Source organism: Kitasatospora sp. GP30 (assembly GCF_029892145.1).
Lineage (GTDB): Bacteria > Actinomycetota > Actinomycetes > Streptomycetales > Streptomycetaceae > Kitasatospora > Kitasatospora acidiphila.
This window is the reverse complement of sequence record NZ_JARZAH010000013.1, coordinates 1-19,193: the sequence shown is the minus strand read 5'-3', so window position 1 is coordinate 19,193 and position 19,193 is coordinate 1. Positions and strand designations below refer to the sequence as shown.

The 19,193-nt window shown below is 69.7% G+C and carries 23 protein-coding genes and 1 pseudogene; 15 read left to right on the top strand and 9 right to left on the bottom strand.

Features of this window, described 5'->3' with window-relative positions; genetic code table 11:
• Nucleotides 1-130: 130 nt before the first annotated feature.
• Nucleotides 131-580 (bottom strand): Lrp/AsnC family transcriptional regulator, encoded by a 450-nt coding sequence (locus P3T35_RS19935; protein ID WP_101385338.1) that lies wholly within the window; start codon nt 578-580, stop codon nt 131-133.
• Between the two features lie 121 nt (nt 581-701).
• Here P3T35_RS19935 and P3T35_RS19930 point away from each other — a divergent pair, with 121 nt between their 5' ends.
• Complete coding sequence (locus P3T35_RS19930) at nt 702-1,460, top strand: hypothetical protein (protein ID WP_101382726.1); 759 nt, start codon at nt 702-704, stop codon at nt 1,458-1,460.
• 135 nt (nt 1,461-1,595) lie between these two features.
• Complete coding sequence (locus P3T35_RS19925; RefSeq protein WP_101382725.1) at nt 1,596-2,408, top strand: alpha/beta hydrolase; 813 nt, start codon at nt 1,596-1,598, stop codon at nt 2,406-2,408.
• A 203-nt stretch (nt 2,409-2,611) separates the two neighbouring features.
• Here the strand turns inward: P3T35_RS19925 and P3T35_RS19920 are convergent, their stop codons facing one another.
• A complete protein-coding gene (locus tag P3T35_RS19920) occupies nt 2,612-3,529 on the bottom strand; it encodes a hypothetical protein (protein WP_101382724.1) in 918 nt (305 codons plus the stop codon).
• Between the two features lie 743 nt (nt 3,530-4,272).
• On the opposite strand from P3T35_RS19920, the gene P3T35_RS19915 reads away from it, so the two are divergent.
• Complete coding sequence (locus P3T35_RS19915; RefSeq protein ID WP_101382723.1) at nt 4,273-4,830, top strand: DUF3291 domain-containing protein; 558 nt, start codon at nt 4,273-4,275, stop codon at nt 4,828-4,830.
• Between the two features lie 152 nt (nt 4,831-4,982).
• Here P3T35_RS19915 and P3T35_RS19910 read toward each other — a convergent pair whose 3' ends face one another.
• Entirely contained in the window at nt 4,983-5,426 is a 444-nt protein-coding gene (locus P3T35_RS19910; protein WP_101382722.1) for a hypothetical protein, read from the bottom strand.
• A gap of 295 nt (nt 5,427-5,721) precedes the next feature.
• Here P3T35_RS19910 and P3T35_RS19905 point away from each other — a divergent pair, with 295 nt between their 5' ends.
• The 4 genes from P3T35_RS19905 (at nt 5,722) to P3T35_RS19890 (ending at nt 8,521) form a co-directional block, all read left to right on the top strand.
• Entirely contained in the window at nt 5,722-6,549 is an 828-nt protein-coding gene (locus P3T35_RS19905) for a putative protein N(5)-glutamine methyltransferase (RefSeq protein WP_101382721.1), read from the top strand.
• A gap of 158 nt (nt 6,550-6,707) precedes the next feature.
• Nucleotides 6,708-7,649, top strand: coding sequence for an SPFH domain-containing protein (locus P3T35_RS19900; protein ID WP_101382720.1), 942 nt, complete (start codon nt 6,708-6,710; stop codon nt 7,647-7,649).
• Nucleotides 7,650-7,661: 12 nt separating this feature from the next.
• Nucleotides 7,662-7,895 carry a hypothetical protein gene (locus P3T35_RS19895; protein WP_101382719.1) on the top strand — a complete coding sequence of 78 codons (234 nt, stop codon included), beginning with the start codon at nt 7,662-7,664 and terminating at the stop codon, nt 7,893-7,895.
• A complete protein-coding gene (locus P3T35_RS19890; protein ID WP_101382718.1) occupies nt 7,892-8,521 on the top strand; it encodes a GPP34 family phosphoprotein in 630 nt (209 codons plus the stop codon). Before P3T35_RS19895 ends, P3T35_RS19890 begins: the two co-directional genes overlap by 4 nt.
• A gap of 881 nt (nt 8,522-9,402) precedes the next feature.
• Here P3T35_RS19890 and P3T35_RS19885 read toward each other — a convergent pair.
• Nucleotides 9,403-9,582: a hypothetical protein gene (locus tag P3T35_RS19885; RefSeq protein WP_101382717.1), complete on the bottom strand. Its 180-nt coding sequence runs from the start codon at nt 9,580-9,582 to the stop codon at nt 9,403-9,405.
• 277 nt (nt 9,583-9,859) lie between these two features.
• Here P3T35_RS19885 and P3T35_RS19880 point away from each other — a divergent pair, with 277 nt between their 5' ends.
• A complete protein-coding gene (locus P3T35_RS19880) occupies nt 9,860-10,846 on the top strand; it encodes a LuxR C-terminal-related transcriptional regulator (protein WP_180356629.1) in 987 nt (328 codons plus the stop codon).
• Here the strand turns inward: P3T35_RS19880 and P3T35_RS19875 are convergent.
• A complete protein-coding gene (locus P3T35_RS19875) occupies nt 10,827-11,021 on the bottom strand; it encodes a hypothetical protein (RefSeq protein ID WP_280707065.1) in 195 nt (64 codons plus the stop codon). The genes P3T35_RS19880 and P3T35_RS19875 overlap by 20 nt on opposite strands.
• A gap of 119 nt (nt 11,022-11,140) precedes the next feature.
• On the opposite strand from P3T35_RS19875, the gene P3T35_RS19870 reads away from it, so the two are divergent.
• The gene (locus P3T35_RS19870; protein WP_101382715.1) at nt 11,141-11,404 is read left to right on the top strand and encodes a helix-turn-helix transcriptional regulator; all 264 of its coding nucleotides are present in this window, start codon (nt 11,141-11,143) and stop codon (nt 11,402-11,404) included.
• A gap of 255 nt (nt 11,405-11,659) precedes the next feature.
• On the opposite strand, the gene P3T35_RS19865 is transcribed toward P3T35_RS19870, so the two are convergent.
• Together P3T35_RS19865 and P3T35_RS19860 are read right to left on the bottom strand one after the other, a co-directional pair.
• Complete coding sequence (locus P3T35_RS19865; protein WP_101382714.1) at nt 11,660-11,929, bottom strand: hypothetical protein; 270 nt, start codon at nt 11,927-11,929, stop codon at nt 11,660-11,662.
• A 187-nt stretch (nt 11,930-12,116) separates the two neighbouring features.
• Nucleotides 12,117-12,419, bottom strand: coding sequence for a hypothetical protein (locus P3T35_RS19860; RefSeq protein ID WP_143676924.1), 303 nt, complete (start codon nt 12,417-12,419; stop codon nt 12,117-12,119).
• A gap of 542 nt (nt 12,420-12,961) precedes the next feature.
• Between P3T35_RS19860 and P3T35_RS19855 the strand changes: the two genes are divergently transcribed.
• From P3T35_RS19855 to P3T35_RS19840, 4 genes are all read left to right on the top strand, one after another.
• Nucleotides 12,962-14,296, top strand: a complete 1,335-nt coding sequence (locus P3T35_RS19855; protein WP_101382712.1) for a transcriptional regulator — start codon at nt 12,962-12,964, stop codon at nt 14,294-14,296.
• A gap of 44 nt (nt 14,297-14,340) precedes the next feature.
• Nucleotides 14,341-14,874: an NUDIX hydrolase gene (locus tag P3T35_RS19850; RefSeq protein ID WP_101382711.1), complete on the top strand. Its 534-nt coding sequence runs from the start codon at nt 14,341-14,343 to the stop codon at nt 14,872-14,874.
• 77 nt (nt 14,875-14,951) lie between these two features.
• Nucleotides 14,952-15,245 (top strand): hypothetical protein, encoded by a 294-nt coding sequence (locus P3T35_RS19845; RefSeq protein WP_101382710.1) that lies wholly within the window; start codon nt 14,952-14,954, stop codon nt 15,243-15,245.
• A gap of 37 nt (nt 15,246-15,282) precedes the next feature.
• Nucleotides 15,283-15,600: a hypothetical protein gene (locus P3T35_RS19840; RefSeq protein ID WP_101382709.1), complete on the top strand. Its 318-nt coding sequence runs from the start codon at nt 15,283-15,285 to the stop codon at nt 15,598-15,600.
• Between the two features lie 7 nt (nt 15,601-15,607).
• Here P3T35_RS19840 and P3T35_RS19835 read toward each other — a convergent pair whose 3' ends face one another.
• On the bottom strand, nt 15,608-16,993 hold the full coding sequence (locus P3T35_RS19835; RefSeq protein ID WP_143676923.1) for a transcriptional regulator: 1,386 nt from the start codon (nt 16,991-16,993) through the stop codon (nt 15,608-15,610).
• A gap of 245 nt (nt 16,994-17,238) precedes the next feature.
• On the opposite strand from P3T35_RS19835, the gene P3T35_RS19830 reads away from it, so the two are divergent.
• Nucleotides 17,239-18,165, top strand: a complete 927-nt coding sequence (locus tag P3T35_RS19830) for a TauD/TfdA family dioxygenase (RefSeq protein WP_101382707.1) — start codon at nt 17,239-17,241, stop codon at nt 18,163-18,165.
• Here the strand turns inward: P3T35_RS19830 and P3T35_RS19825 are convergent.
• The gene (locus P3T35_RS19825; RefSeq protein ID WP_101382706.1) at nt 18,162-18,935 is read right to left on the bottom strand and encodes a glycosyltransferase family 2 protein; all 774 of its coding nucleotides are present in this window, start codon (nt 18,933-18,935) and stop codon (nt 18,162-18,164) included. The genes P3T35_RS19830 and P3T35_RS19825 overlap by 4 nt on opposite strands.
• A 31-nt stretch (nt 18,936-18,966) precedes the next feature.
• Here P3T35_RS19825 and P3T35_RS19820 point away from each other — a divergent pair.
• Nucleotides 18,967-19,193 (top strand): annotated as a pseudogene (locus tag P3T35_RS19820) (nucleotide sugar dehydrogenase); the annotation flags it as partial.

The following is a 19,193-nucleotide window of genomic DNA, read 5'->3' as shown; positions in this document are numbered from 1 at the left end:
TCCCGAGACAGCAGAAGCCCGGGCGCAGCTCCGCCTTCCTCCACCTCGCCGTTCAACACTGAACCCCGCCTGGCCGGTTGCCAGCTGTCCGGGCAGCTGGCCCTGACGGGTCACCCCGCCGCTGCTGAAGTCAGCCTTCCAGAACCCGCTCAAGCCCCAGCGACACCTCGTGCAGCACGAGGCGGCTGCGTAGCTCCCGCACGCCCAACTCGGCCTTGAGGCGGTCGATGACGCTCTCGAACTCGCGCGCGTCCGCGCACACCACGCGGAGCTGGAAGTCGTAGTCGCCGGTCAGGCGCATCGCGCTGATCACCTGTAGCACGTCGGCGAGTTGGCGCTCGAAGGCGTGGCGGTCCACCCGCTCGCCCAAGCGGATGTCGCTGATCATCTGCATGCCCCGGCCGAACGCCTCCAGGTTCAGCTCGGCCCGGTAGCCCTTGATGATGCCGGCGGCCTGCAGCCGGCGCACCCGGTCGGCCACCGTGTTCGCCGACAGCCGGACCTGGCGCCCCAGCTCCTGGTAGGTCGCCCGGCCGTCCTGCAGCAGGAGGGCGAGAATTTCTCGATCGATACGGTCCACGGCACCCATGCTATGAATACTCGGCAGATCTCACCAGCCATCGACTTTCCCTCATCACCAACCTACCCGTGCCCGTTAGATCCGAGACAAAGTCGGCCCGACCAGCGCAAGAATCGCAGCCATGGAACTGCTACTGGTCCGCGTCGCCCTCGCCCCGTCGCTCGTGTTGCTCGCCTCCGTGGTCGCCCGCCGGCTGGGGCCGCGCCGGGGTGGGCAGTTGCTCGGCGCGCCGACGAGCACCGGGCCGTTCCTCGCCCTGACGTGGCTGGGCTCCGGCGCCGCAAAGACCGCCGCGGCCGCGCACGGCACCGTCACGGGGACGTTGGTCGTGGCGTGCTTCTGCCTCGCGTACGCGCGCCTCGCCCCGGCCCGCCGCCCGGCGTGGACGCTGGTGCTCACCCTGGCGTGGGCGGCCGTGGCGGGGCTGGTCGGGGCGAGTTGCGGGAGCGTCTGGCTGACCGCCGGGCTGACCGTCGCCGTCATCAGCGCCGGGTTGCTCACCTGGCCTGCCACCGGGCCGAGTTGCCCGCCGCCGAGCCGTACCCGGAGGTGGGAGATACCGGTACGGATGGCGCTGGCGGGCGCAACGGTCGTGACGGCCCTGGCCGCCGCCAGCGCACTGGGCTCCTTCGTCGGAGGCGTACTGTCCGCGCTGCCGGTGCTGTTGTCCGTCATGGGGACATCCGTGCACCGCACGGCCGGAGCGCCGGCCGCTCAGGAGATGATGCGCGGCGCGCTGACCTCCGCCGCGGGCACCCTCGGCTTCCTGCTGGTGCTCTGCTTCGCCCCGGTCTCCCTCGGCCCGCTCGCCGCCTTCCTCCTCGCCCTGGCCGCCCTGTCGGCGAGCGACTACCTGCTACGGGCCGTTCGGCACGCCTGACGCGTGCGGGTGATGCAGTCTCCGGTAGCGGGAGAGTCCTGCGGGCAGCCGGACTTGACCCTGCCACGGCAGCACCGCCCATCGTTGCGTCCGCGGCCACCCCGGCCGCCAGAGATGGCAGAGAGGACGCCGATCATGCCTACCATCCGCACCCCGGACGGCACCCAGCTGTTCTACCGGGACTGGGGCACCGGACGCCCGGTCGTCTTCGTCCACAGCATGCTGATGAGCAGTCAGATGTGGCAGCACCAGATGCAGCACCTGGTCGAGCACGGTCATCGCGCGATCGCCTACGACCGCCGGGGGCACGGGCGATCAGACGACCCGGGCACCGGCTACGAGTTCGACACCCTGGCCGACGATCTGGCCGCCCTGCTGGCCGAGTTGGACCTCACCGACGTCACGTTGGTCGGGCACTCGATGGGCGGCGGCGAGGTGGTGCGGTACCTCAGCAGACACGGTGACCAGCGCATCTCCCGTATCGCGCTCGTGGGTTCGACCCTCCCGCACCTGGATGTCGAACCCACCGTGGCGGCAGCGCTGCTCGACCGTCTCCGGGTCGGCTACGGCCAGTGGGTGGCGGAGAACGCCGCGCTGGCCTTCGGCGACGGGCTGCCCGACTGCTCGATACCGCAGGTGGAGAAGGACCGGACCATCCAGGACTGGATGGCCGTGTCGCTCAAGGCGGCGGTCGACTGCACGGCCGTCAATCTGGTGGCCGACTTCCGAGCCGACCTGCGCGCGATCAGGGTTCCGACGCTGGTCGTCCACGGAGACAGCGACGCCTTCGCTCCCTTGGAGATCTGCGGACGCCGCTCGGCCGACCTGATCCCCGGCAGCAGGCTCGTGGTCTACCGCAACGCCTCTCACATGCTCCACCTGTCGCACCGCCGACAGCTCAACGCCGACCTGCTGGCGTTCGTCCAGCACGAAGGCCCGATGGGCTGACGCATGGCGGCCGGAACAGGTCGTGGAGCGGTTGCGCGGGGTCAGTACGAGCTGGTGTGTCGCAGCAGGCTGGGCGCTGGACTTGTTCCACGGGAGGCAATCGACGGTGTGCTGCCACTGCTGAGCCGGGCACGGCGCGACGTCCTCAGCGGGTGACTGGAGCGCATCCACCCGGGTCAACCGTGGCTGGCCGAGCTGGCGGGCTAGCAGCGCCCGGCAGCGGCCAGCCGCACGCGCTCCCGCCAGCCCAGGCGCTCCGGTTCGGGCTGCAGTGGCTGCACCGGTGCCGCGCTGCGGCAGCTCGCGCACCGCGCCTCGCCCGCGACGACGCGGAACGGGCGCTCGCAGTCGCCGCAGATCGCCAGCGTCACCGGCAGGCGGTCCGTCTCGTGGTCGGGCATCTTCTCCAGCAGCCGGGTGCGCAGCAGCGCCGCCGGGCACTTCACCTGCGGTGGCAGCCCTGCCGTCAGCGCATGTCGCAGGCCCGCCGAACTGACGCCCCTGGCCAGCCACTCGGCGGCCAGCGGCGCCAAGCGAGCCGCCTCACGGGACCCGAGTACCAGGCGCTCGTCGAGCCGACGCAGCGTCAGCAGCAGCTGCCCGGCAGCCTCCAGGCGCCCATCCGGACCCGGCGGGACCGGGAGGGGGGAAGACGTCTTCTCCCCCAGTGTTTCTCCCGTAGGGAGGACGGTGCCGGGTGACGGAACGTCGGCCCGCCCGACCTTTCGTGATCCGGCACCCGGTCGGCCGTCGACTCCACCAACTCCGCCAAGTCCGCCAACTCCCCGCCGCTCGGCGAAGATCCGCTCCGCCTCCTCCGCCCGCAGCGGCACGCTCGACACCAGCGACTCCGACCGCACCTGACCGGCCGGGTTGCGCCACTTCGTGGTGTGCAGCAGCCCCTTCTTCGCCAACTGCCGCCGCGCCCGGTCCGCCGTGATCCGACCACCCGTCAACCCAGCGGCCAGCTCCGTCACCGTCGTCTTCCGCGCCGCCGCCTCCGACAGCGCCAACGCCCGAACCAGCAGCCGGAAAGCCGAATCTGAGAGATCGTCATCCCAGATGTGGGAGTTGGCGATCTGCGTGAACCCGCGCGCGGGCGCGATAACATTCCTGAGCATCCTCAGTGGGTTCCGTCCACTCGATGGGTGAAGAGCCCGGCCAGGTGCGTCAACACCCGCCGGGCTCGCCCCTTTTCTGTTCGGGGGCGACCCGCTCACCGCGCACGCTACACCGCCCGTAGCCGATCGACGACTTTCCGCGACAGTACGGCCGCACCGCGCAACCCTCCGCGCGCCCCCGCGCGCCGGTACCCACTCGTGCGGCTGTCCGCGCTCGGGGCCCACGGGGACCCGGCTCACCACATCGAGCGCGGACCGGCGAACCAGCCGCTCACCATATGGATTTCGGGCTCGACGTCGAGATGACCAGCTACCGCATCACTGCGCACCCTCCATCACCAGGCACACCGGCTCCCCAGTGGCCGTAGGCCATCTTCTTCAACCGCACGCGTTCGAACGGCACTCGGGGCTATCGGCCAGGGGGTGCGGACGGGCACGGCGGGCGAACCGATCGGCCGAAGTGGATCACTGGCACCCCGCAGCCTGCCCCGCCCGTCACCGCCCCAGCCCCCGCGATGACCGGTGCAAGAGGCCACTTGGACAGGGAAAACGCAACTTCGACATGGCCCGCAAAGGCAGCTACCTTCATCTGGTCTTCGGCGATCGCCCACGGGCGCACGGGAGTTCCTTCAGGCTGAGCCACCCGCGACGGGATGAGTTGGTCACGCCCCACGAATCCTCGCCCCCATGTGTGAGCCACCGAACCGGGTCCACACCGGGCACCCCCATCCAAGGAGAGACGCATGCCCCATCTTGCGCTGTACACATTCGGCGTCCTGAAGTCACCTCTCGCTGATCCCACACCTCTCACGAACGAGTTCTACGACAGCGGCGAGGCCATCTACCGGAAGATCAGCCAGCACCCCGGGTACCTCGGTCATGCTGCAGCGGCAGACGGTAACCGGGGCACACTCTTCGAGGCAGACTGGGGTGCATGGGGAGAGTTCGCCGTACCGACCTGGTACGGCAAGGGCCGTACGGTGGAAACCACCGCCCTGGCCGCGACCCTCTCACTCTGGACCGACCTGCACCCCGCCTTCGACGCCGTCTACACCGGTCTGCACCGTGAGGCGCTGAACAGGCGTTACGACTGGTTCGAGAGGACAGAGCACCCGAATTACGTGTTCTGGTGGGTCTCCGACGGCGTGATACCCACCTGGCAGGACGGGGTTTCCAGGCTGGAACACCTCCAGGACCACGGCTCCGCGCCGCACGCCTTCACCTTCCACCACTCGTTCGCCCCGGACGGAACTCCGACCAGGATCAAAGGCATCGGGCCGAAGAACGACCAGGTTCACTGACAAGGAAGCCTGAACGACTGGGTTCGCTGTCAAACGCCTCGATTGAATGACGGCGAACAGATGCGTTAGCCGCACGAAGCGCGGAGCACGAGGTGCACAAAGGCCGGCTGTCCAGGCGAAGGACAGCCGGCCGATGCATCACTGACGTAACGTCAGTTGCAGTAGTTCCACGCCGAGTTGCCACCGGTAGCGGTCGTGCCGTCACTCATGTTCATGATGCCCTGGTACTTCACGCAGTGGCCGGCGGCGTACTTACGAACCGGGCCGGCGTAGTACGAGTAGTTGTTGTTGTCGTAGAAGTCGCCCACGTTCTGGACGGTCAGGTCGGCGCCCGTCCAGGTCGAGCTGCCCACGTAGGAGCTCTTGATGGTGACGACGCAGTTCTCGCCGTTCCCTGAGCTGTAGGCCAGGTAGACGGTGCCGACTACGGTGCCGTTCGGGGCGGTCACCGGGGACGAGGTCAGCACGGTGTAGCTGTAGCCGTCGGAGCCGCAGATCGCGGTCGCGCTGTAGGCGTTGGCGGTGGCGGGAAAGGCACCGATGAGGCCGGTGGTGAGCGCCGCGCTCAGGACGAGGCGCTTGACGGTGGTTCGCATGTGGGGATGCTCCGCTCGGATCGGTCCGTGATCTCGGGTCGCGCCAAGATCACGCAGACTGTGGCAGCCGAACTTGACGTGATACCAGGCGATTTTCGGACAATCGGGCCACCGCTCTTCTGATACGGTTCTGCCCGGCCCACCGAGGGCCGCTGCCGCTCCGCTGATCGCGGGGCCCGACCAAGGAGGTGAGACCCATCAACGCTGGTGTTGTCCGGGTACTCGCCCCGCGCGGTCGCCGTTCGTCGAGCTGAGCCGCCGAGAGTACCCTTCGGATCCCCGGAAGGCTCTCCCCATGACCGCTCAGCCCCACTCCGCGTCATCCTCCACTTCCCCCTCCCCCGCCTTTCCCGCCTTTCCCGCCGTCGTCGACACGCTGCGCGCGGCCGGCTGCGTCTTCGCCGAGGACGAGGCGGACCTCCTCCTCGCCGCCGCCCGCTCCGATGCCGAGCTGGCCCGCATGGTGGACCGGCGGGTGGCCGGGCACCCGCTGGAACACGTCGTCGGCTGGGCCGAGTTCTGCGGTCTGCGGATCGCGGTGGACCCCGGGGTGTTCGTGCCCCGGCGGCGCACCGAGTTCCTGGCCCGGCAGGCGCTCGGCCTGGTCCGCACCGGATTCCGCACCGTCGACCTGTGCTGCGGCTCGGGAGCGCTCGGCGCAGTGCTGGCCGCGGCCGTCGAGCTGGAGTTGCACGCGGCGGACATCGACCCGGCCGCGACCGCCTGCGCCGCCCGCAACCTGGCCGGGCGCGGCACGGTGTGGACCGGTGACCTGTTCGCTCCGCTGCCGGCCGGGCTGCGCGGCGAGGTGGAGCTGCTGATCGCCAACGTGCCCTATGTGCCCACGGATCGGCTGGCCGTGCTGCCCGCCGAGGCCCGCGACCACGAGGCCCGGGCGGCGCTGGACGGCGGCCCCGACGGGCTGGCCGTGCTGCGCCGGATGGCCGCCGAGGCGCCGAGCTGGCTGGCACCCGGCGGCGCGCTGCTGTTCGAGACCAGCGAGCGCCAGCTTCCGGCGGCACTGTCGGTGGTCCGTGGCGCGGGCCTCACCGCCCGCGTGGTGGCGGATGAGGAGCTGGACGCCACCGTGGTGATCGCCACCCGGGGTGTCCCGCGACCTTGATCGCCGCCCACTGCTGAGTGCCCCTTCCGGGCTCCCCTTCCGGGCTCCCCTCCCAAGCTGCCTCCGACCGCCCCCCTTCCGCCTTCCCGCGTAAAGTGATATCACTTTGATAGGCCCGTGCTAACGGGCTCAACGGAGGATTGAGAGGAGCCGGTCCGATGGCCGCTCAGCAACACCCCATCGCGGTACCCGAGATGCCCGCCCCCAAGATCACCGAACGGCTGATCACCGGCCGCGCCGGTCTGCCGATGCTCGCGCTCTGCCTGCTCTCGGTGCTCGGCGGCGCCGCGCTGACCGTCGTCGCCATCGCCGAGCTGGCCACCCACCACGGCGGCGCACTGGGGATCGCGCTGGTCTGCGTCGGCCCGCTGCTGGCCATCACCGGTCTGGTGCTGTGGGGCGGCATGACGGTGGTCGCCCCCGGTGTGGCCCAGGTGGTGATGCTGTTCGGGCGCTACCGGGGCACCATCCGGGCCGACGGCCTGACCTGGGTCAACCCGTTCACCTCGCGCCGCCGGATCTCCACCCGGATCCGCAACCACGAGACCGAGACCGCCAAGGTCAACGACTCCGACGGCAACCCGATCCAGATGGCCGCCGTGGTGGTCTGGCAGGTCGAGGACACCGCCAAGGCCGTGTTCGAGGTGGACGACTTCGTGGAGTTCGTCGCGATCCAGACCGAGACCGCCGTCCGGCACATCGCCAACAGCTACCCGTACGACTCCCACCAGCCCGGCCAGCTGTCGCTGCGGGACAGCGCCGACGAGATCACCGGCCGGCTCTCCGAGGAGATCGGCACCCGGGTGGCGTCGGCCGGCGTCAAGGTCATCGAGTCCCGGATCACCCGTCTCGCCTACGCCCCCGAGGTCGCCCAGGTGATGCTGCAGCGCCAGCAGGCCGGCGCGGTGGTCGCGGCCCGCAGGCTGATCGTCGAGGGCGCGGTCGGCATGGTGGAAGCCGCCCTGGACCGGCTGGCCGAGCGCGATGTGGTCGAGTTGGACGAGGAGCGCAAGGCCGCCATGGTGAGCAACCTGCTGGTGGTGCTGTGCGGCGACCGTGGCACTCAGCCGGTGGTCAACACCGGGTCCCTGTACCAGTAGGAGAATGCGCAGGTGGCGACCGAGCGGAAGAAGATCCTCTTGCGCCTGGATCCGGGGGTCCACGACGCACTGGCCCGCTGGGCCTCGGACGAACTGCGCAGCACCAACGCCCAGATCGAGTTCCTGTTGCGCCGGGCCCTGACCGACAGCGGCCGGATGCCCGGCGGCGTGGGCCGGCTGCCCAAGCGCGGCCGGCCCGCCAAGGAGGACGCGAGCAGCCCTGATGAGGAGGAGGAAACCTCGTGACCGACGTACCCGACACCCTGCAGGGCAAGCTGTTCCTGCTCGCCTACGACCCCGACAAGGGCCGGCTGACCAGCCGCTCCAACCTCGACCTGCTGCTGCGGGCGGCGGGCCTGGCCGACCTGCTGCGGCTCGGCCTGATCCGCGACGACCGCGGCAGGCCGGTGGCCGTCGCCCCTGCTCCCGCCGGCCTCGACCCGCTGCTCGCCGAGCCGCTGCGGCTGATCGCCCAGAGCCGGCCGCGGTCCTGGCAGCGGTGGATCGGCCGGCGTCGGCCGACCGTGCGCGAGGTCCGCGGCAGCCTCGCCGACCAGGGCGTGCTGCGCCTTGAGGAGCGCCGGGTGCTGGGGCTGTTCCACGCGGTGCGGATCGAGCCGCGCGACCCGCGGGCCCGCAAGCAGCTGACCGCCGCCGTCTCGGCGGCGCTGCGCGACCCGATCAGCCGGGTCGAGGCGGCGGACGCGGCCCTGGTGGCGCTGGCCCACGCGGGCGAGCTGACACTGGTGCTGAGCCGCCAGCAGCGGCGCGAGGAGAAGGCCAGGATCGCCGAACTCGCCGACCTGTGCGGGCCGGTGCCGGCGGCACTGCGCCGGGCGATCCGCTCCAGGCGGGCGGCGCAGTCCGGTTGAATCGCCGCGAGCAGTCCAGTTGATTCGACGCGACGTCGACAACGAACAAAGCGGGCACCAACGACCAAAGGAAGATGGCGAGTTGACGCATCGTCAACTCGCCATCTCGCCATTCGGAAACCGCTAGCCCTTGGTGGCCATGGCCCGCAGGAAGAACGTCAGGTTGGCCGGGCGCTCCGCCAGGCGGCGCATGAAGTAGCCGTACTACTAACTGGGACTGCAACTACATGCTGCGGAAACGGCTGACTGGTACTCCATCACCCTCGTGACGTGCAGTGATGTTGTGATCCGTCGTGGGCATATCTTATGACCATTTTGGGATCACCAGCTCCCTACCTATCCCCTACGCAAGACGATCCCTACGACTCCCCTACGGAAACCATCCCGTCGACCTGCGGAAATGGCGACTCGCAGAGCAGCCTACCCGGCGCGGCGAGACAGCTCCGGCCGCGCGGCGATAGGCGGCGTTCCTGGAGCGTACGGCCACCCGTACCGCGCGGCCGCGCGAGCCCGGTCCCGCTCCAGCTCGACGACACACTGAGCGCATGCCCTGAGAGCGCCGGCCGGGATGTGTCCCACGGTCGCGGTCGGACCCGCGCCGTCAGCACAGCGGAAGCAGCGCCGAGGCTCGGCGGACCAAACGTAGGCCGCGATGACAGCTTCGCGCTCGGCCTGCGAGACGCTGGACAGCACACAGGGGGCACTCCGGGGGTGAGTGTGGTCGGGCATAGAACCTCATCGGGCCGTAGGTCGAACGCAAGTTCGATCCGATGTGCAGGGAGTGGCGCTGTTCAGTCAAGGAGCGCTGAAGGGGTTGGACCGGGCGGTGCAACGGGGCGCCGGCCTGAAGCAGGCTGGCGCCCCTCACGCGAGAAGCGCGCTCAGCCGCCCCAGTGCGTGTCGTTGGTGATGATCGTGCCCGTGGGTGCTGGCGATGACGCTGGCGCCGACGGCGGCGGGGTGGTCGTGGTGTCGTCGGCCGTTGCCTGACCGGCGGCTGCCAGGGCGATCAGGGCCGCGGCCGCGAGGGCAATGAGCGGACCGCCGATGCAATGCCTCATGAGTGAGCTCCTTAGATGGTGCGTGGTGGCCGCGTCGCCGGGGAAGCCGCGGCCTGCTGCCACTACCAAAACGGGGGTGGCCGTCGTTCCGTGTCAACCCGCCGATCGTCTGCACTCTGCCCCCAAGCTGGCGCGCCCCACCAGGCAGTGATGATCATTTGTTGATGATCCGTCAAAGCTCTCTGTAACGATCTCGTACGCACGGTGCACTCGTCCACCATTTCGCTGCGCACTAAGATGCAATCGCACTAAGTTGCATGCCATGAGTAGCCCAAGAATGGCTGACCTCACGCCAGTCGTAGACGAAGAGAGCCAACGGCTGTACGTCCGCATCGCAACGGAGGGCTACAGGCCTACCGATGCCGATGCGCGAGCAGTGAGCCACCTTCTCAACCTCGGCCTGCTACGGAGTGCCCCCGACGGACCCGTGCCCGTCGATCCGTCGTACGTCGCCGCTCGCTGGCAAGCCGACTTTCACGACAGGGCCGCGGACCACCACGCAGAGGCCGCCCTGATGCTCCGACACTCAGCCGGCGTCTCCGACGCCCTGCGCCCGTTGATCTACGCCTACGGGAACCGCCAGGTAGATTCCACGCTGATCGAGGTGCTGCGTGGTTCTGATGCCATCGGAGCCCGGTTGACGCAGGTTCTCGCCTCCGCAACGGAGGAGGTGCTCTCCGCCCAGCCCGGGGCCGTTCGCCGCCCCGAAGCCATGGATGAGGCCACACCCCGCGACACCGACGCCCTTCGACGCGGCGTCACCATGCGGACCTTGTACAACGACCAAGTCCGCCTCATCGAGAATATGGACCGACGGGTCGCACTGATGACCGACGCAGGCGCCGAGTACCGGACACTCGGCGAGAAGTTTCAGCGGTTCTTCGTCATCGACCGGAAGATTGCCGTCATCCCAGGCAACACCGTGATGGTGACCAGCAACGAGGCGCTTGCGCACATGGTGCACGATCCCGTTCTTGCGGGGTTCCTCGCTGGCCAGTTCGAGCGGGACTGGAGCCGGGCGGATCCCTGGCGAGGGGCCGAAGATGACCCCCTCTCAGTGCGCGAGAAGAACATCATGCGGCTTCTCGCGGCCGGCGGCAGCCAGCAGAGCATCGCCCGGGAGCTGAACTTGGCAAAGCGGACAGTGGCCGAGGCGGTCGCTGGCCTCAAAGAACGCTACGAGGCCGCGACGCCGTTTCAGCTGGCGCACAACTGGCACGAGGCCATGCGCCACGAGCAAGAGCTCAGGGGATCAGCTCGGTGACCTGACGAACGATTTCAGCTGGAACGCTGCCAAGGCTAACTGCGGAAACCCCGATCATGATCGCGCCGAGATCGAGGCCGAGGTTCGGCAGAGTGATGCCGTGCCTCAGGAGGGCAGCGCGGAGTTCGTCCGCCGCGCTTTCGGCGTCGGCGTACGGATCGTCGTGGATGCTCAACTGCGTGCTCCGGTGCTCGGTCCCCCCGAGGCTGTGACCTGCAGTTTATCGAACATAGTTCGAGCAAATGTCGGTCTACGCGTACAGACTTTTGATCACGATCACGCAACGGTCGACGGGTGCCAGCGCCCCGCCACCCCACCGACCAGCAGCTTCAGACGCGCCGCCAGGTTGGCGAGCGGATCCGGACGTGGCGTCACATCCGCCGGTACAGCCAGGAGCGCCTCGGTGAACAGGCTGGCGGACTCGACCGGCGCACCATCGCCAGCTTCGAGGCTGGCCGTACGCCGCCCACCCTGGATGACCTCGTCGCTATTGCCGCGGCGCTAGGCATCCAGCCGGACGCTCTTCTCCGGCCCCTCCCAAGTGACCTGCTTAGCTGAAGCGACCGGCGCGTCCCCACAAGACGCGCCGGCTGTGCCCAGGCCCTGCCGAGCCTGGGCACCCGTGGGTCACACGAAATGCTGACGCCCGCAGGCGCTCACGGGCCGGCCGCAGACGGCACAGATCTCCGGCGGGGGCGGTGGCGGTGGGGTGGCCATGATGCGGCTCCGTTCCTTGGGGGTGGTGCCCCGTGCCAGGGGGCGAAGGCGTGGCTGCCGCCCTGGCACGGGAGTTCAATCTTTGGCCGTCTCGGGTCAGGCCGCTTCGGCAGCCCGCGTGACGACGTCCGTCACCGCGGCGCGGCGGGCGGCGACGCTCCGGATGCTGCGGCCGAGCTTCGGCAAGAGGCCGGAGGCCAGCCCGGCGGTCAGCCCGTCGTGCACGGTCCGCATCTGACCGAGCGTGTCATCCAGCTCGGCGGTGGCGGCGTGCGCGGTCGCCTGCCCGTGGAGCTGGAGGCCGAGGGCACGCAGCTCGGCCAGGGCGCGCGCCTGGTCGAACTGGCGGGTGATGGTGGCGCTCATCGCAGTCCTTCGGTTGTAGAGGGGGCGGAGGTCCCGCCCGCCGACGGCGGGGCGTCAACGGACGGGACCGAGTCCGCGAACGGCCAAGCCGTTCGCGGATGGACGGTCCGGCCCTGAGACGGCATCACTGAGGGCGGGACCGTGACCCGCACCGCCTCTTCCATGGGCATGGCGGTGCGGGAGCATCTCAGACCGGGGGCAGTACCTGGAGCACCGCAGCGGCCAGCAGCGACGGCGGGGTCAGCACACCAGTGACGGCCGGCCAGTGCAGCCAGCGGATCGCACCCGGGACCTCCGGCTCCGGCTCGACAGCCGGCAGGTAGTCACCGGTCGAGAGCACGCGGGACGACCGAGTGATACGGGCCCAGGTGTGATCGGCGTGGAGCTGCATCGAGACGAGCCAGTAGGTGTGGCCGCCTCGCGGGTCGTGCATCACCGGACCGATCGCGCCGGCAGCGCTGCTCGCGAGGAGCGCGTGGAGTGCGGGCACCCCGGGCTCCTCCGGCAGGCGTATCACGTCCCACTGCACGCCGCACGGCAGCATCTGGATGCCCCCGGGCTGCTGCGGCCAATCCCGCTCCGTCGCAGGCTGATCAGCCCCCGTCACACTGGCCAGCCACGCAATCGGCGACGTCGCCACCACCGGCACCAACGGCGCCCGTGGGGTCACCGGGCCAGCTCCGTCGCATTCCGTGCCTGGGGACCGCTGGCATGACCGGAACACGCGACGACCGCCCACCCGAGACGAGCCGCACCCGACCGGGTGTACACGTGGCCTGCCGGGCTGAACGGGCCGCTAGTGCTGCCGCAGTCGATGCAGGCCCTCGCGTGGAGTTGCGCGTCCGTCGGGGTATGCCTTCGCGGCACCACGCGAACAACGTCCTTCTTCAACGTCATCACGGCTTCAATGCTGGTGGGCCGGCCCGCCGCGCGGCAGCGCGCACAGGGCGCCAGGCCGAGCGCTCGTTTCACACCCCGTGTGATTCCAAGTGGCGTACAGTCATGCGGGCCGAACGGCTGATAGGTGATCAGATGGCCCCCAATACACAGCTCGACATCCTCTTGGACGAGGCAGGCTGGTCCCACGCCGGGCTTGCTGCCCGCGTGAACAACGCGAATGCAGCCCGCGGGAAGAAGAGCCGCTACGACCACACGGCCGTGACGCGCTGGCTTCGAGGCCAGCGGCCACGCGGCGCAGCACCCGACGTCATCGCTGAGCTCCTGGCCCAGCACCTCGGCCGGTCTGTGAGCCTGGACGACATTGGCATGGGCAAGCCCAACTCGCTTCCCCAACCCACCAGCCTTGGCGCCTACATCGACCGCGCCGCAGCGCTCTGGCGATCCGACCAGCAGCATCGCATCGAGCACGAACAGCAAGCCGCCATAGTAGGTACCCCGGCCATCGTCCCCGTCTGGGAATGGGAGAACCCACCAGACGACGCCGACGTATCTCACGCTGGCAGTCTGCGCGTTGGCGCCTCCGACATCGAGATGCTGCGAGGCGCGCGGAGCCGCTACGAGCAGATGTACCGGGCGTCCGGCGGGGTCGCTACTCGCGGCCGAATCGTGAGTTTCCTGGCCGATCACACCGCACCACTGGTCCGCGGCACCTACACGGACGCGGTCGGCCGGGACCTGCTCCGGGCCACCGGCGGCCTCGTCGCAGTCGCCGGAATCTGCGCGTACGACTCTGACCATCAGGGGCTCGCCCAGCGCTACTTCCACCACGCGCTGCGGTTGGCCAAGGCGAGCGGGGACCGCGCGTTCGGCGGCTACGTCGTCGCGCTCCTCACCAACCAGGCTCTGTTCCTGAAGGACTACCGGCAGGCAGTCGCGTTCGCAGAGGCCGGCGTCCGCAGCGCCGGCAGCGCTCTGAGCCCGGCCCTCGCCACAGACCTGTACGCCATGCAAGGCAAGGCGTTCGCCCGCATGGGCGACGCCACCGGCGCCCACCAAGCAATGAGTCGGGCGGAGAGCGCGGCGGCAGCAATCCGCCGCGACGAGGAACCGCCAGAGACCGGATACGTCCAACCCGGCCTGGTTGAAGCACAGCTGGCCGAAGCGCTCATCAGCCTGGGCGACTGGACACCCGCGCGGTCCTACGCCGAGGAGGCAGTGCGCGTCCAGGCGCACCCCCGCGGTCAGGTCCACCGCATGGCCACCCTCACGACCGTCGACCTTGGCCGCGGTGAGGTCGAGCAGGCAGCCGGCAATGCACTGAGCGCGCTCAGGCTCGCGGCCGGGATGGAGTCGGAGCGTCTCCGAGATCGGTTTGTGGCGTTGCGGCGGCAGCTGGTCCAACAGCAAACCGCCTCAGCGCGGGACGCCGTAGAGCAGATCGACGCTGCGCTCGCCGTCCCGATCTGACTGGATACCCTGGCCGGACCAGGCCAGTGTGAGGAGAGCAGCGCATGTCGGTGTGGAAGAACCTCGGCGAGCACAGCGTCTACGAGAACCCATGGCTACGGGTGCACCTCGCCGACGTCGAGCTGCCCGACGGCCGGCACCTCGACCACTACGTGCTGCGGCAGCGCCCGGTCGCGCTGGCCACCACGGTCAACGAATGGAACGAGGCGTTGTTGCTGTGGCGGCACCGCTTCATCACCGACAGCTGGGGGTGGGAGCTGGCTGCCGGTGTCGTCGAGGCTGGTGAGGACCTGGAGGCGGCCGCAGCCCGGGAGATGCTGGAGGAGACCGGCTGGCGCCCGGGGCCGCTCCACCACCTGCTGACCGTCGAGCCGTCGAACGGGCTCGCCGACGGTCGACACCATGTCTACTGGTCCGAGACCGCCGAATACGTTGGCCACCCCGAGGATGCGTTCGAATCAGAGCGACGCGAGTGGGTCCCGCTCGGCGAGGTCCCGAACCTGGTGGCCAAGGGCGAGATCCGCAGCGCGAACGCGGTGGCTGCGCTACTCCTGCTCCACCACCTGAGGGTCACATAGCCCCGCGCTTCCCTGCTTGGTGACCTACCCGGCAAAGCGGTGGGCTGGCTTTCGAACATATGAGCGATAATGGCAGTGTGTACTGCCCGAGCTGCCCCGCCGATGCCCGGCTGGCCGACCGCGCCGAGATGGCCGGCCCCGGCCAGCACCCGAGCACGGATGCCTGGCAGATCGTGATTGTGCATGTGGAGGGTGCCTGGCAGCCCGCCCTGCTGACCCAGTGGCGGCGGCTGCCCTCCGGCTGGGTGGCCCACGTTCGTTGGCGGAAGACCGCGGACCCCGGCGACGGCTGGGCCTGGCTGGCCTACACCCCCGCCACCCTCCAGCCCCTCACCCCCGACGGCATGGACGCCGCCAACCTCGGCGCGTAGCCGCTCACCTGTCCGACCCGCACCCTAGGATCGCCCCGTGCCCGACCCCTTGTTCATCCCCAACGACCTCGTCCAGCTCCAGCGCCGCCGCATCACCGCAGAGACCGCCGTCGCCCAGCACATCGCCGCCGTCGACCGGTTCCGCCGCGAGCAGTACCCCGCACCCGAGCAGACCCAGGAGCGGGCCCGCTGGAGCGAGGAGGAGCGCACCAAGCTGGAGGAGCTACGCGCCGAGCGAGACCAGCTCGGCCGCGACGTCCGGCAGCACCCCGTCATGGTCCAGGCCCGCATAGAGGGCCGCTTCTGGACGGCCTGGGACGCACTCCAGGCCGCCGCGCGGGATCAAGCCGGCTGACCGGAAGTCAGGCCGCGGTCGCGGCCTGGATGCGTTCCCGCGCCGCGCACGCCGCCGACGAACCCGCAGCGGCCGCCAGTTCGGCGTCGAGCTCCCCAAGGCGGTCAGTGACCCGAGTCGACGTGACCTGCCCGAACAGAGCAAGGGCCTCCGCTGTGGCCGCCTCCGCGCCCTCAAGTTCGCCCGCCCGGACGTAGGCACGGGCCAATGCGATCCGGTCGAAGGCCCGACTGCGAGTCCGTTCCTTTGGCCGCAGTGCGGTACCAGCCTGGATGCCGGTGATCGCCCGCCGGGCTCGGTCTGCGTCGCGCTCGGCGGCGATCAGCTCGCACACGCCCACGGTGACCTCGTACTCGGCCCGGTCGAACCACTCCACCCACGTCGGGACCTCGGCATCGGTGTTCAGGGCGTGCTCGGCGACCGCGATCGACCGCTCGACGGCAGGCAGGTCGCCGAGCGAGGCGTGGCAGCGCGCCTCCAACGTGGCCAGCACGGCGCGCAGGCGGTCAGCCGGCCTCTTGCGGGTGCCATACAGCCCAGCCTGAACGAGTTCGAGGGCGTCGGTCGTGCGGCCCAGATGATTCGCCTGGCGGGCGAGGCAGTTGAGCAGGTGGCCAGCGATCCCTGCACCTGCCAGACCCGCTGCCTTGGCGGCCTGGAGGCCGAGCAGCAGGTAGTGCTGTGCTTCGGCGTGGCGTCCGGTGTCGTGGGTCATCCAACCGGCCACCGACGCCAGGTCGGCGACCGCGACGAACAGCTCACGCCCCACCGCGTCGCTGGCGCGGCTCTGCTGGGCGAGGGCGGTGACGTCGTGGAGCTGGCCGACGACGGCTCGCCGGCTGAGGCCGCCACCGTGCGTGTTGTCGAGCCGTCGGAAAGCGTCAGTAGTGTCCCTGATCCTCCGTACATCGGACATGCCGAGTCGGCCCGGCCTCGCCGGATTGGGTAACTCGCTGTCCGGCAGGTGCAGCCAGGGCTGCACCGCGGTGAGCAGCTCTGGACCGGCCAGTAGGCGGGCGTTCGTGGGGGTGAAGCCGTCGGTCACGGCGTCGCTCCGGGTGGTGTCGATGATCGCCGCACACACCGCGGCGCCCGACCACCCCGAGGTGGCCCCGGCCGCCGGACGGCCGGTCATGCCGATGTCAGCGGGTGTCAGCCGGGTCGGGGGGCCGCACAACCGGTTGAGTGCCTCGGCGATGAGGTCAGGCAGTGGTGGCCGTGGATTCTCGCCCTTGATCCAGCGGGGCACCCGGGAACGGTCGGGTGCGATGTCGCGGTGGCCGCGCTCCACCGCGACAGCTCGGATCGTTCTGGTGATCTTCTGGTGGCTCGCTCCGCTACGGCTCACCCAGTGGGCGAGCGCGGCATTGGGTTGCTGGCCGGGTGGAGCCACCGGACCTCCTCGGCTGACGGAACGTCAGGTGTGCGGTCGGCCTAGGGTACTGCCTTCGCAGGCATCCCGGACCTAGGGTGGCGCGCGATTCGCAGCAATTCGCAGCAGCACACAGCAGGTTGGGATGGCGAGATTCGCACGCCAGCGCGGCGAGCGCGCACCTGGTTTCGCAGCGGTGATGGGCCGTGTTCTGGAGATGGCCGGCCGCAAGGGCCAGCCAGGGCGTTGCGAAAGGAGGGGTCGGCATGGGTATTCCAATGAGTGCCGACTGGAACGGTTTCATCAACCTGCCGACGGAACTGGAGGAAGAGCTCATCTCGATCGGACGCGCGCTTCCCGCCTGGAGCATGGAGGGCGCCTTCCTGGCGGATTCCACGATCGATCGGTACCGGACTCATCTGGCTTCGGTCCCGCAGTTCACCGAGACCGCCGAATCCCTGCGCGCCATGCTCGGCGCGGACGGCCCCGGATACGCGGTGGTGCGCCTGGGGAACATCGCTCAGGCTCTGGGAACCAAGGACGAGTTCCAGCGCTTGGCAACGGCGGTCCTCGCCGAGGTGGCTGTGCCCTTCCAACCGTTCCGGCGCTGGCCGCTGTGGAAGGAACTCGGGACCAACCTGAGCGCCAATCCCGGCATGTCTACCGGGGTCGGGTACAACGCCTTCCACATGGATGTGGTCAACGGGACCGAACCGCCGGACTACTCGGCGCTGCTGTGCGTCCGACCCGACCCGCTCGGCGCCGGCGCGAGCATCCTGTCCGACGCCCGCGCTGCCGTCATGCGTCTGACGCCGGCAAGCCGGGCCCTCCTCGCCGAAGTCGCGTACACGTATGGGGCGTTCTACGAGCTGTCCGACGTCGGCACGGAGTACCGCCCGTTCCCCGTCCTGGACCACAAGCCGGCGGACCTCGGGTTCGTCCGGTTCACTGCCAAGATGCTCACCGAGTCTGGGCTTGCCGCGGAGCACGCCCAGGCGGCCAGGGAGCTTGCGGACGAACTGATTGCCGGGCAGGTTTCGTTCACGCTCCAGCGCGGTGACGTCTTGATCGTGAACCAGCATCGCTGTGTTCACGGCCGCGAAGCGCTCGCCGCTGGCCAGTACGACGTGGCGCCCGAGAATCGGCGCCTGCTGCTCCAGCTGTTCCTGCGGGACTGCAGCAGGCCGCGCTAGATCCGCGACTTCCGCACGCTGGCCCACGTCGCCCCGGCCAGCGCTCCGACCGCCCGGAAAACCGACAACCCTTCGTGTTGGCGGTACAACTCCCAGTTGTACGGGACCAGCGCCAGCTTGTTGGAGGAGAGCGACCCCGCCCGGCCGGACCTGTAGATCGCCAGCGGCTCTTGCAGGCCCCGGGCGGGGTGCCCGTCCCGCATGATCGACAGCCACAACGCGTAGTCCTGCCGCCGCGGCATATCGGGCATCAGCCGGGTGCCCAGCACCGTCCGGTCGTACATGGCGGTCAGGGCACCGATGTGGTCCTGCACCAGCATGTCCCGGTACGTTACGTGTTCCCGTGCCGCGATAACGCGCCTGTTCGGCGTGAAGGCGGAGGCCTCGCCCACATAGTCGCCGTCGACCTTGTAGTAGGAGGTGAAGGTCAGCGGGGCATCGCCCGAGGCGGCGAACGCGAGCTGCCGCTCCAGCTTCTCCGACAGCCACATGTCGTCGCTGTCCAGGAATGCCACGTACTCCCCCCGCGCCCGCTGAAGGGCGAGGTTGCGGGCCCTGGCCGCACCGCCCTGCTCGGGCGCCGCCTGCGGGCGCACACGCCCGTCCTGACGGGCCAGCTCCTGCAGCAGATCCATCGAATCGTCGGTGGACGCGTCGTCGGTGACCAGCAGCTCCACGTCGGCGTGGGTCTGCGCGAGCACCGAGCGCACCGAGGCACCAAGCGTGGCAGCCGAGTTGTGAACCGGCATCACCACAGAAACCAGGGGCACGGCCGCTCCTTACCCAGACGGAGTCATCATGATGAACGTTGTCGTCGCAGGCCAAGGCTACGTCGGTCTGCCGCTCGCCGTACGCGCGGCCGAGGTCGGCCATCACGTCGTCGGCTACGACGTGGACCAGCACCGTACCAAGCAGCTCGCCGCCGGCGAGTCGTACGTGGAGGACATCCCGGCCGACCGGCTCCGCCCGCTGCTGGCGGCCGGCCGCTACCGCCCCACCGCCGACCCCGCCGAACTGGCCGGCTTCGA

What these genes read in the sequence shown, in the direction of transcription:
- P3T35_RS19930 (WP_101382726.1), top strand. Translation starts at nt 702, where the DNA reads ATGGAACTGCTACTGGTCCGCGTCGCCCTCGCCCCGTCGCTCGTGTTG.
- P3T35_RS19925 (WP_101382725.1), top strand. Translation starts at nt 1,596, where the DNA reads ATGCCTACCATCCGCACCCCGGACGGCACCCAGCTGTTCTACCGGGAC.
- P3T35_RS19920 (WP_101382724.1), bottom strand. Translation starts at nt 3,529, where the DNA reads ATGCTCAGGAATGTTATCGCGCCCGCGCGCGGGTTCACGCAGATCGCC.
- P3T35_RS19915 (WP_101382723.1), top strand. Translation starts at nt 4,273, where the DNA reads ATGCCCCATCTTGCGCTGTACACATTCGGCGTCCTGAAGTCACCTCTC.
- P3T35_RS19910 (WP_101382722.1), bottom strand. Translation starts at nt 5,426, where the DNA reads ATGCGAACCACCGTCAAGCGCCTCGTCCTGAGCGCGGCGCTCACCACC.
- P3T35_RS19905 (WP_101382721.1), top strand. Translation starts at nt 5,722, where the DNA reads ATGACCGCTCAGCCCCACTCCGCGTCATCCTCCACTTCCCCCTCCCCC.
- P3T35_RS19900 (WP_101382720.1), top strand. Translation starts at nt 6,708, where the DNA reads ATGGCCGCTCAGCAACACCCCATCGCGGTACCCGAGATGCCCGCCCCC.
- P3T35_RS19885 (WP_101382717.1), bottom strand. Translation starts at nt 9,582, where the DNA reads ATGAGGCATTGCATCGGCGGTCCGCTCATTGCCCTCGCGGCCGCGGCC.
- P3T35_RS19880 (WP_180356629.1), top strand. Translation starts at nt 9,860, where the DNA reads ATGGCTGACCTCACGCCAGTCGTAGACGAAGAGAGCCAACGGCTGTAC.
- P3T35_RS19865 (WP_101382714.1), bottom strand. Translation starts at nt 11,929, where the DNA reads ATGAGCGCCACCATCACCCGCCAGTTCGACCAGGCGCGCGCCCTGGCC.
- P3T35_RS19855 (WP_101382712.1), top strand. Translation starts at nt 12,962, where the DNA reads ATGGCCCCCAATACACAGCTCGACATCCTCTTGGACGAGGCAGGCTGG.
- P3T35_RS19850 (WP_101382711.1), top strand. Translation starts at nt 14,341, where the DNA reads ATGTCGGTGTGGAAGAACCTCGGCGAGCACAGCGTCTACGAGAACCCA.
- P3T35_RS19830 (WP_101382707.1), top strand. Translation starts at nt 17,239, where the DNA reads ATGGGTATTCCAATGAGTGCCGACTGGAACGGTTTCATCAACCTGCCG.